Here is an 11,444-nt window from a genome sequence, read left to right on the forward strand (position 1 = left end):
CTGACAGGGCTTTATGCACGCAATCAGCAAGGATTTGTCGCCTTACAGCCAATCGCGGCGGATCAGGAACTTGTCGAGCAACTCGCGCTCAGGAGTTCCTGGCGCATCTTCCCGCTGATAGCTCCAGTCCGCATGGGGTGGCATGGACAGCAAGATGGACTCGGTACGGCCACCGGACTGCAGGCCAAAATGCGTGCCACGGTCCCAGACCAGATTGAACTCCACATAGCGGCCACGGCGGTAGCGCTGAAAGTCCACCTGCTGCTGCGTGTACTGCGCATCTTTGCGGCGCTCCACGATGGGCAGATAAGACTTGAGGAAGGCATCGCCTACCGACTGCAGCATGGCAAAACTGCCTTGCTGCCCCAGCTCGCTGAAGTCATCAAAGAAGATGCCGCCAATGCCGCGCTGTTCATCTCGGTGCTTGAGGTAGAAATACTCATCACACCAGGTCTTGAAGCGCGGATAGAGCTGATCGCCAAATGGAGCCAGCGCATCGCGGCAGGTCTGGTGGAAGTGCACGGCATCTTCTTCAAAGCCGTAGACCGGCGTCAAATCCATGCCGCCGCCAAACCAGCAAGTCTTGGGCTGGCCTTCATGGCCTGCCGAGATCATGCGCACATTCATGTGCACCGTGGGCACCATGGGATTGCGCGGGTGAAACACAAGCGACACCCCCATGGCTTCAAACGGAGCACCCGCCAGCTCAGGGCGGTGCTGGGTGGCCGAGGGAGGCAATTGCGGCCCGCGCACATGCGAAAAGCCACAGCCTGCGCGCTCAAACACACGACCACCTTCCATGATCTTGGTGATGCCGTCACCCTGCAGCTTCTCGCCGGGAGCCTTGTGCCAGGCATCGGCCAGAAAGCGTACACCCTCCTCACCTTCAATCGCTTCCAGCGCTTCGGTGATTCGGGCCTGCAGTCCCATCAGGTACTCACGAACCTCGGTCGCAGGCAACTGGTCAGCCACGGAAGTTGAGGAGTTCTGCGTCATCAGTCAGCCTTCTTCACGGCACGGAAGCCAATGTCGCGGCGGTACTGAGCGCCATCGAAATGGATGCTGCGAGCCACGGCATACACCTTCTGCTGCGCCTGCTTGACGCTATCGGCCAAGCCAGTCACGCACAGCACGCGACCACCGCTGGTCACGGGCAGACCTTCGTCATTCAGCTGGGTTCCAGCGTGGAAGACCATCGCATCGTCGGCTGCTGCAGGCAGGCCGGTGATGACATCACCCTTGCGGGGCGCTTCTGGGTAGCCGGCAGCGGCCATGACCACACCCAGAGCGGTGCGGCGATCCCACTGCAGCTCCAGTTGATCGAGCTTGCCTTCAGTGGCTGCCAGCATCACATCGACCAGATCGCTCTTGAGGCGCATCATGATGGGCTGGGTCTCGGGATCACCCATGCGGCAGTTGAACTCCAGCGTCTTCAACTGGCCGGCCTTGTCGATCATCAAACCCGCATACAGGAAGCCGGTGTAGGTGATGCCGTCTTTTTCCATGCCACGGATGGTGGGCAGAATGATCTCGCGCATAGCGCGGTGATGCACATCGGCCGTCACCACAGGAGCGGGCGAGTAAGCACCCATGCCACCTGTATTGGGTCCCTGGTCATCATCCTTGAGGCGCTTGTGATCCTGGCTGGTAGCCAGCGCCAGCGCGCTCTTGCCGTCGCACAGCACGATGAAGCTGGCCTCTTCGCCATCGAGGAACTCCTCGATCACCACACGCGCACCACCTTCGTTGTGGGTCACGCCGTATTTGTTGTCCACCAGCATGAAGTCCACGGCATCGTGAGCTTCCTGCAACGACATGGCCACGACCACGCCCTTGCCGGCAGCCAGGCCGTCGGCCTTGACGACGATGGGTGCCCCCAGCCGATCCACATAAGCGTGTGCGGCGACGGGATCGGTAAAGGTTTCGTACTGCGCCGTAGGAATGCCATGGCGTGCCATGAAGTCCTTGGAGAACGCCTTGGACGACTCCAGCTGGGCAGCTTGCTTGGTCGGGCCAAAAATCTTCAGGCCATGGGCACGGAACTCATCGACCACGCCGGCAGCCAGGGGAGCTTCCGGGCCCACCACGGTCACAGCGATCTTTTCGGCCTGAGCCCATTCGCGCAGAGCCTTCACATCGGTGATGTTGAGGTTCTCCAGCTTGCCGCCAGCCAGGGCTGTACCACCGTTGCCGGGAGCCACATACACCTTGGTCGCCTTGGGCGATTCGGCCAATTTCCACGCCAGAGCGTGCTCACGGCCACCGCCGCCAATCACAAGAATTTTCATAGGTCTGCGTTGTGGTAGACGTCCTGAACGTCATCCAAGTCTTCAATCATGTCCAGCAGCTTCTGCATGCGAGCTGCGTCGTCGCCTTCAAGAGCGATGGTGTTTTCAGGGCGCATGGTCACTTCGGCCATATCAGGCGTCAGGCCTGCCGCCTGCAGTGCATCACGCACGGCTTCAAAGTCGCCCGGTGCGGTCAGCACTTCAATGCCACCCTCTTCATCGGTAATCACGTCATCGGCGCCAGCTTCCAGGGCAATCTCCATGACTTTTTCCTCGTCCGTGCCTGGAGCAAACAGAATCTGCCCCACGTTCTTGAACTGGAAAGCCACCGAGCCTTCGGTGCCCATATTGCCGCCATGCTTGCTGAAAGCATGGCGAACCTCGGCCACCGTACGTACGCGATTGTCCGTCATTGTGTCGACGATGATGGCAGCGCCGCCGATGCCATAGCCTTCGTAGCGAATTTCTTCGTAGGTCACGCCATCGAGATTGCCGGTGGCCTTGTCGATATTGCGCTTGATATTGTCGGCCGGCATGTTGGCCGCCTTGGCCTTGTCCACTGCCAGTCGCAGACGTGGGTTGGCCGTCAGATCACCGCCGCCCTGACGGGCTGCCACCATGATTTCACGAATGATGCGGGTCCAGATACGGCCGCGCTTTTCATCCTGGCGACCCTTGCGGTGCTGGATGTTGGCCCATTTGCTGTGTCCTGCCACAGGGAATCCTTTGATATTTGATTTAACCTAGCGGGTGAGATTTTACTTTTGACTGTAAGCCCCCCTCAGAGGAAACCCGAAATGGCTTCACCCTTATTGATTGCCCAGCACTCTGCCACAGAATGTGCCCTGCTGCCCGGACTGGCCAATCGGCATGGCCTGATCACCGGAGCGACAGGCACCGGCAAAACCGTCACCCTGCAAAAACTGGCTGAGAGCTTCTCACAAATTGGCGTACCTGTTTTCATGGCCGACGTCAAAGGCGACTTGAGCGGTATCAGTCAAAGCGGAAAAATCGGCGACAAACTCGCCGCTTCGCTCAAGGATAGAGGTATTGAGCTGCCAGAGCCCCTAGCATGCCCGACCACGCTGTGGGACGTGTTTGGCGAGCAAGGTCATCCTGTGCGCGCCACCATTTCGGACATGGGGCCACTGCTCATCGGCCGCATGCTGAACCTCAACGACACGCAGATGGGCGTGCTCACACTGGTCTTCAAGATTGCCGATGACAACGGCATGCTGCTGCTGGACCTCAAAGACCTGCGCGCCATGCTCACCTTTGTGGGCGACAACGCCAAGCAGTTCACCACCCAATACGGCAACATCAGCGCCGCCAGCGTGGGCGCCATACAGCGCGGCCTGCTGACCATTGAAAGCCAGGGGGGCGACCAATTCTTTGGCGAGCCCATGCTCGACATCAACGATTTGATGCAGACCGGCGCCAACGGCATGGGCGTGATCAATGTGCTGGCCGCCGACAAGCTAATGAATGCGCCGCGCCTGTATTCGACCTTTTTGCTCTGGCTGCTGTCCGAGCTGTTCGAGCAACTGCCCGAAATTGGCGACCCTGAAAAGCCCAAGCTGGTGTTTTTCTTTGACGAGGCCCACCTGCTGTTCAACGACGCCCCCAAGGTTCTGATTGAGCGCATCGAGCTGGTCGTGCGACTGGTGCGTTCCAAGGGAGTGGGCGTGTATTTCGTCACCCAGAACCCGCTGGACGTGCCCGACAGCGTGCTAGGCCAGCTGGGCAACCGCGTGCAGCACGCACTGCGCGCCTTTACTCCGCGCGACCAGAAGGCCGTGGCCTCTGCGGCCTCCACCATGCGCCCCAACCCCGGCCTGGATATTGCCGCGGCCATTACCGAGCTGGCCGTGGGCGAGGCGCTGATCAGCTTCCTCGACGAAAAAGGCCGCCCCAGCGTGACCGAGCGCGTGTTTGTCATCCCGCCCGGCAGCCAGCTCGGGCCCATCACGCCCGACCAGCGCAAGGCCCTGATCAGCGACTCTCTGGTCGCAGGCGTCTATGAAGAAGCGGTGGATCGCGAATCCGCCTTCGAGCTATTGCGCGACCGGGCTGGCAGCGCCACTCCCGCCAAGCCCGGCGAAGCGCCAGCGGCGGCCGGTGCGGCGCAGCAAGCCAGCACTTCGGACTCCATGATGGATGGGCTCAAAGAGCTGCTGTTCGGCCGCACCGGCCCGCGCGGCGGCCAGCATGACGGTCTGGTACAGACCATGGCCAAGTCCACCATGCGCACCATGGGCAACAACCTGGGCAAGGAAATTCTGCGCGGCGTGCTGGGTGGTATTCTGGGCAACAAGAAGCGCTAAATTCATAGCTACTTGCGCTTGACAGGCCTGCGTTGCAGGCCTTTTTCATTAAAAACTGGGGAAATTACCGGGAAGCCCAGTCACACCGAGGACTTCCATCCATCACAGCACCGGGCCACCATCTGTGCCATGTCGCACACACCATCCAGCCCCCACACCTCTACCCCCTGCGCCACATCGGACGATGCTTTGCCCGCCATGAAGCTGAGTTGCTTTCGGCTGGAGCAAAGCGATGACATTGCCCATCTGGTGCTCAATCGCCCCGACGCCTTCAACACCCTGAACCCCAGGTTCTGGCAGGAGCTGGACGCCGTGCTGGATGAGCTTCACCGCAGCGGCACTGCCCGTGCTCTGGTCATCAGCAGCACGGGCAAGCATTTCTGTGCGGGCATGGCACTGGACACCTTTGCCGATCCCAGCTTTGCCCCCAACGACCGCACCCCCGAAGGGCGGGCCGCCCTCATCGACACACTGGCGCAGTTGCAAGCCACGTTCAACAAAATCGAAGCCCTGCGCATGCCTGTGATCTGCACCATTCAGGGCGGCTGCGTCGGGGGCGGGCTGGATTTGATCGCCACGGCCTGCATACGCTATGCCAGCGCCGAGGCGTTTTTCTGCATTCAGGAAATCAATATCGGCATGACAGCCGACCTGGGCAGCCTGCAGCGCCTGCCCAAACTCATGCCACTGGGCATCGTCAAGGAACTGGCTTATACCGGCCGGCGCATGAGCGCGCAGGAGGCGGCCAGCCACGGCCTGCTCAATGCCGTCTATGACAGCCACGAAGCCGCCGTCACCGCAGCGCTGGCCTGCGCGCGTGAAATTGCAGCCAAGCCGCCTGTGGCCATCTGGGGCAGCAAGCAGGCTCTGAACTACGCACGCGATCACAGCGTGAGTGACTCCCTGCAGCAAATGGGCTGGCTGCAAAGCGGCATCTGGAGCAACCGTCATGTGATGGAGGCCGTCACAGCCATGCAGGCCCGTCGAAGCGGCGACTTTCCACCGCTGGAGCCGCTGCAGGCCTTTGCGCCAGCGGCAGACAAAGACTGATGGAAACTTCTGATTTCATAGCTACACGCGCTTGCCTATAAAGGGCTGGATGCCTTTTTTATTCATTTTTCTCTTTCTCTTCGAGGCTTCACCCGAGCCCCTCGAAACTCCAGTCGCCCAAAGCACGTCGCTTTATGTCGAGCTGGACGATGGCCCGTTATCATGGATTCAGTCTCTTTCACAGCCTGTTTTGCCATGAGTGCTGCCCACACACCCCATGCCGTCCTGCCGACTTATGGTGACGTTGTCGCCGCGGCCCAGCGCCTTCAAGGCGTAGCCCACCGCACGCCGGTACTCAGCAGCCGCACCATGGATGAACAGCTGGGCGCAAGGCTGTTCTTCAAGTGCGAAAACCTGCAGCGCATCGGCGCCTTCAAGTTTCGCGGCGCCTACAACGCCCTGTCCCAGTTCACCGCTGAGCAACGCAAAGGCGGCGCGCTGGCGTTTTCCTCGGGCAACCATGCCCAGGCCATCGCCCAAGCGGCGCAGCAGCTGGACATGCCGGCTCTGATCGTCATGCCCGAAGACGCCCCCGCCTCCAAGATCGCCGCGACGCGCGGCTATGGCGCACAGGTCGTCACCTACAACCGCTTTACCGAAGACCGCGAAGCCATTGCCGCCAAGCTGGCCCGCGAACGCGGCATGACGCTGATCCCGCCCTACAACCACCGCGATGTGATTGCGGGCCAGGGCACCGTGGTCAAAGAACTGCTAGAAGAAATCCCCGACCTCGACTATCTGTTTGTCTGCCTGGGCGGCGGTGGCCTGCTCTCCGGCAGCCTGCTGGCAGCGAATGCACTTGCTCCGCAATGCCAGGTGATTGGCGTGGAGCCAGAAGCCGGCAACGATGTGCAGCAATCGCTGCGTGCAGGCCATATTGTGCAAATTGCCACTCCACGCACCATTGCCGATGGTGCTCAGACCACGGCACCTGGCGATATCACCTTTGCCATCATCCAGCAGCGCGTCAACGATGTCTTGACTGTCAGTGATGAGCAATTGATTGAGTCCATGCGCTTTTATGCCGAACGCATGAAAATCGTGGTCGAGCCCACGGGCGCACTCTCGCTGGCCGCAGCCATTCACGGGGGTCTGCCCCTGCAGGGCAAGCGCGTAGGCATTGTGATCAGCGGTGGCAATGTGGATTTAGCGCGTTTTGCCAACCTTCTGTCCGAGTGACAGCGAAAATAATGCCAGTTGCGAGTTATGCCGCATCTGGTTAACCCCTCTATTTCTGCAAGCATGGCCTGCCACAAGCGGCCAGGCCTGCCTTCAACACAAAGACCAAGAACATGAGCACTTTGCATTTGATCGACCACCCGCTGGTCCAACACAAACTCACCCTGATGCGCCGCAAGGAAGCCAGCACCAACAGCTTTCGCCGCATGCTGGGCGAGCTGTCCACGCTGATGGCCTATGAGCTGACACGCGACTTCCCGCTGCAGGACGTCGAGATCGAAACGCCCATGGAAAAGACCATGGGCAAGGTCATTGACGGCAAGAAGCTGGCCCTGGTCTCCATCCTGCGCGCAGGCAACGGCTTTCTGGACGGCATGCTCAACGTGGTGCCCGGTGCCCGCATCGGCCACATCGGCCTGTTCCGCGACCCCGAGACGCTCAAGCCCGTCGAGTACTACTACAAGATGCCCGAGAACATGGGTGAGCGCGACGTGATCGTGGTCGACCCCATGCTAGCCACCGGCAACTCCGCCGTGGCCGCCGTGCAGCAGCTCAAGGACAAGAGCGCGCCCAAGTCCATCAAGTTCATGTGCTTGCTGGCCGCCCCCGAAGGCGTCAAGACCATGCAAGCCGCCCACCCCGATGTGGACATCTACACCGCCGCCGTGGATCGCGAGCTGGACAGCCACGGCTACATCCTGCCCGGACTGGGTGATGCTGGCGACCGTATCTTCGGCACCAAGTAAGCCAGCCACTTCCCCAAAAGCCCCTGCCAGCGCAAGCTGCAGGGGCTTTTTTTAGATCAAAATGGCCTCAGACGCATATGTATCAAGCGCTGGCTGCTATAAAACTTTCAGCCACTCCACCAGCGCATCTATCTCCTCAGCATTCAAATCCAGAGGCTTGATATGGGGCGACTTGGCGGGTACATAGGGATCTTTTTCAGCATCGCCCCCCACCACGCCCATGCCAGCGTTATACAAGCGCATCAACCCCGGCAGGTCGGCAAACATGCCGTTATGCATCCACGGCCCGGCATGGCTGACGCCGCGCAGGCTGGGCGTGCGGAACTTGCCCAAATCGGCCTTGTCGCGCGTGGCCTCAAAGCGGCCCAGGTCCTGATTGCGGCGGTTGTAGAAAGACAGACCCAGATCGTGAAACGCGTTGTCCGTCAGCAGCGGACCACTATGACAGTTCATGCAGCGCGCCTTGGTGCGAAACAGGTGCAGGCCCAGTTGCTGCTGATCGGTCAGCTGCTGTGGCTGGCCAGCAATCACGCCATCGGCCACGGTCTGCGGCGGGCGCACGGTGCGTACAAAAGTGGCAATCGCATGCACCATCTCGTCTTCGCTGAGCTTTTCATGGCCCCAGACCTGCCGCGCCAGCTGGCGATAACCGGGCTGCGCATTCACATGGCGCACGGCTTCGGCCAGCGTGTTGTTCATCTCAAAAGGATTGGTGATGGAGCCTTTGGCCTGTTCCTCCAGCGATGCCGCCCGGCCATCCCAGAACAGCTGCGTGGCAAACGGCGCAGCAAACAGCGTCTGGGCACGGCGACGCCCCATGAGCCGGTCTTCACCCACTGCCTGTGCCCGCCCATCGCTGAAGGACTTGCCCGACTGATGACAGCTGGCACAAGACACCTCTCCCTTGCGCGACAGGCCGGCATCAAAGAACAGCGCCGCCCCCAACTCCAGTTTGGCTTTTTCCTTGGCATTGACGGGCGGCTGAACGGCGGGCACAGGGGATAGCTCCACCCATTGCTTGCCCGCATCCACCACTGGGATCGGCCATTGCGACGGCTGGCCCTGATAGCGCTGGCGCAGGCAAGCCGCATCCCAGCCGGTCTGCGTGCCACATTCAAAAGCGCTGTTGTTGACGGGATTGAGCAATCGTCCCACTGCACTGTCCGGGCTGCGCCCCTGCGCCAGCCTTGTGGTGGCGTTGGTTTCGATCGAGGTGTTTTGCGCCATGGCGCCAGACAGTCCGAGCAGCATCAAGCCGCTGGCAAGCAGTCTCTTGGCTAGACGGTTTTTCATGGTGTGGAGACTTGATTTGTTATGATTTTAATAGCTGCAACCACTTACTTCGTAAGCACTTGAAGCCCATTTATCTTAAAACTCGTAGCCAGCGGTCAGCCAGATTTCTCGGCCTGTTTGCCAGCGGGTGTTGTTAGCCAAAGCAGCGCTGGCGTAGGCAATCGGCACCTGTTTGTTCAAGACATTGAGAATGTCCACACTCAAGGTCAGCCCCTTGATCTGCGCAGGTTTGTAGTTCACCGAAGTGTCCCAGGTCAGGTTGGATGCAAGGCGCTGCTCGCTGTAACGCTCAACACCTTTGACAGTACCTGTGTATGCAAGGCTTGAGCGACTGCTTTTCCACTTCAGGCGGTTTCCCCAGGTAATGCCTGTACCGGCCCAGCGCCCGCTGAAACTCACGGCCAGCTCACGCGGCACATAGAACTGGCTTGCGGGTTTATCCTTGCGCAGCATTTGCACGCCGTTGACTTCAATCACGTCATCCGGCGCAAGTCCTTCTGCTTCCCAGCCCTGTGTGTTGTCATGGTTGCTTGTCTTGTCCTGCCAGCTGAAATCCACCCTCCCATTCCACGCGGCACCAGCTGCCATCCACGGTCTGGTGCTGCGCAAACTCAGGGTAACGGTGTCTACCTTGGCTCCTGCCTTGTTACTGTAGAAATAGCCCGATGTCGAATTGCCGTCCATCGTCAGAGAATCACGGCTGTTGCGGTGCACATAGGAAAAGCCTGCATCCAGATTCGGCGTCAGCGTCTGGCTTGCAACCATCGCCCATTCATCCGAATACGGGGTTTTGACGCCATCAAAGCGGTTGCTTTCAAGAGTGCCGGGAAGGTTGACTTCCTTGCCATTGCGCACCTCGTAGGTTACCAGCGCGCTCTTACCCTCTCTCAAGGCATAGCCCAGCAAGCCCTGACCGTAGTAGCGCGCCCAGCCCAGACCCAGCTGAGTCTGGCCATTGCCCTGTACATCCCAGTCCAGACGGGAGCGCGGTGCCACATTGGTGTTTTTCAAAAAATCATCGTGCTCCACGCGCAGCCCTGTGGTCAGCGAAAGGTTTCGCCATTGCATGGTGTCGCTGACATAAGCGGCCAGACTGTTGTAGTCCAACCCGACAGTGCCTGCGCCGTATCGAGTACGCGTGTTGTACTTCTGCGATCCATCGGCCTGCAAAGTGGCGTTGGACGAGTAGACATCCTGAGCCCGGGTGAAGCTGGCATTGACCCTGTCCAATTGAAGACCTGCATACAGCTGATGCTTGATAGCACCAGTATTGAAGCTGTCCCAGTCCATGCGCAACTTGCCGGTGTACTGTCGCTGGCGCAGCATTTCATTGCCAAACCCGCCATAGGTATAGGTGGACAGGCTCTTGTCGGCAAACTGCTGCACCACAAACTCGGTGCCGCTGGAGTCGCGCCGCGAATCCAGTTGGTCCATGCCCAATGTGGCCGTGAGTTTGCCGTTGTCCAGTTGATGAATCCAGTCGCCAGAAAAGCCCAGAGACTTCTGGCGATTCGTCCAGGCGCTATTGGCATAGGTGTTGGAGACTAGGTCTTCCTGCCTGTCCGCATACTTGAACAGCACATTGGTCTGAGACCCACCGCCCCAGTTGGTATGCAACTTGGCCATCAGGTTGTCCACTGTGTCGGACTCGTTCTTTGTCTGCAATGCAGTGCTCTTACCGTTGGCGGTGGTAGCGCTCGGATCCAGCACCTTGGACTGACGCTGAATCCGAGACTCACGCCGCGAGAAAGCCACCAGTGCATTGCTGTCCTCTGTCAGCTTGAAGTCGCCTTGCATGCTGGTGAAATGCTTTTTCCACACCGAGGAGTAGCCAGGCTCACCATTGGCCCAGTCCTCCATCACGCGCTCGGGCATCTGCTGCTGCGTCAGATTGGAGCTATTGAAGCTTTGCTTGATAGAGAAGGTATTGCTTCCCACAGGTGTCTTGATGCGCGCATCCACCACCCCGCCCTGAAACTTGCCAAATTCGACTGGCACACGGCTGTCATAGACGCGCACTTGTTCCAGCATGTCCGTGTCAAGGTTGTACGCTTGAGCAAAGCTGGGAACACGGCCTACCTGCAGACCCAGCGCCGATTCCTGCGGGTTGATGAAATTTGTGCCGCTGATGCCATCGATCAGAAACTGGTTCTGAAACGGGCTTTCACCATGGATGGAGAACTGCTCTGGCGCAAGCGAACCTCTGTTGCCATTGCCAGCCATGGTGTCGTTCAGACGCACTGCCGGGTTGTCGCTAATCAGCGACGTCAGATCCCGATTGCCTTCGGGCGTGGCATCCATTTCCTCGCGGTCATAGACACGCGCTTCGATACGGTCTGCGGTCACATGCACTTCTGGTAATTCTTTCGCTTCCTGCGGCTGCTCGGGCGTCAAGTCGCGGGCCTGCTGCGCTAGGGCAGACGAGCCGATTAACGCTGTGATGGCACAAGCCAGAATGGATGGAGTGCAGTGATTGAAAAAAGCGGACCGAGCCGGCGTCAAGCGCAGTGCCATTGGCACTGCTCCAAGCAGAAGTGAAAGACATGAGAAAGAGCTGATAGCGG

General features: G+C 59.6%; 9 protein-coding genes. 4 read left to right on the top strand and 5 right to left on the bottom strand.

Going from position 1 to position 11,444, the window contains the following annotated elements; translation table 11 throughout:
* Window positions 1-42: 42 nt before the first annotated feature.
* Genes hemF through AC2I9W_RS03050 form a run of 3 tightly spaced genes read right to left on the bottom strand, consistent with a single transcriptional unit; the run spans window position 43 to window position 3,004 of the window.
* Entirely contained in the window at window positions 43-996 is a 954-nt protein-coding gene (gene hemF, locus AC2I9W_RS03040) for an oxygen-dependent coproporphyrinogen oxidase (RefSeq protein WP_486408556.1), read from the bottom strand.
* The gene (gene purD / locus AC2I9W_RS03045; RefSeq protein ID WP_486408557.1) at window positions 996-2,288 is read right to left on the bottom strand and encodes a phosphoribosylamine--glycine ligase; all 1,293 of its coding nucleotides are present in this window, start codon (window positions 2,286-2,288) and stop codon (window positions 996-998) included. Before purD ends, hemF begins: the two co-directional genes overlap by 1 nt.
* Complete coding sequence (locus tag AC2I9W_RS03050; protein WP_486408558.1) at window positions 2,285-3,004, bottom strand: YebC/PmpR family DNA-binding transcriptional regulator; 720 nt, start codon at window positions 3,002-3,004, stop codon at window positions 2,285-2,287. Before AC2I9W_RS03050 ends, purD begins: the two co-directional genes overlap by 4 nt.
* An 81-nt stretch (window positions 3,005-3,085) precedes the next feature.
* On the opposite strand from AC2I9W_RS03050, the gene AC2I9W_RS03055 reads away from it, so the two are divergent.
* The 4 genes from AC2I9W_RS03055 to upp all read left to right on the top strand — a co-directional run bounded on the left by AC2I9W_RS03055 (window position 3,086) and on the right by upp (window position 7,587).
* Window positions 3,086-4,612 carry a helicase HerA-like C-terminal domain-containing protein gene (locus AC2I9W_RS03055; RefSeq protein WP_486408559.1) on the top strand — a complete coding sequence of 509 codons (1,527 nt, stop codon included), beginning with the start codon at window positions 3,086-3,088 and terminating at the stop codon, window positions 4,610-4,612.
* Window positions 4,613-4,810: 198 nt separating this feature from the next.
* A complete protein-coding gene (locus AC2I9W_RS03060) occupies window positions 4,811-5,662 on the top strand; it encodes an enoyl-CoA hydratase-related protein (protein ID WP_486408560.1) in 852 nt (283 codons plus the stop codon).
* Between the two features lie 195 nt (window positions 5,663-5,857).
* Window positions 5,858-6,841: a threo-3-hydroxy-L-aspartate ammonia-lyase gene (locus tag AC2I9W_RS03065; protein ID WP_486408561.1), complete on the top strand. Its 984-nt coding sequence runs from the start codon at window positions 5,858-5,860 to the stop codon at window positions 6,839-6,841.
* Window positions 6,842-6,954: 113 nt separating this feature from the next.
* Window positions 6,955-7,587 carry a uracil phosphoribosyltransferase gene (gene upp / locus AC2I9W_RS03070; RefSeq protein ID WP_003062768.1) on the top strand — a complete coding sequence of 211 codons (633 nt, stop codon included), beginning with the start codon at window positions 6,955-6,957 and terminating at the stop codon, window positions 7,585-7,587.
* A 96-nt stretch (window positions 7,588-7,683) separates the two neighbouring features.
* Here upp and AC2I9W_RS03075 read toward each other — a convergent pair whose 3' ends face one another.
* A complete protein-coding gene (locus tag AC2I9W_RS03075; RefSeq protein WP_486408562.1) occupies window positions 7,684-8,880 on the bottom strand; it encodes a cytochrome-c peroxidase in 1,197 nt (398 codons plus the stop codon).
* Between the two features lie 75 nt (window positions 8,881-8,955).
* Window positions 8,956-11,394 (bottom strand): TonB-dependent receptor plug domain-containing protein, encoded by a 2,439-nt coding sequence (locus tag AC2I9W_RS03080; protein ID WP_486408563.1) that lies wholly within the window; start codon window positions 11,392-11,394, stop codon window positions 8,956-8,958.
* Window positions 11,395-11,444: the final 50 nt, after the last annotated feature.

This window comes from Comamonas sp. FUJ_7 (assembly GCF_057369555.1).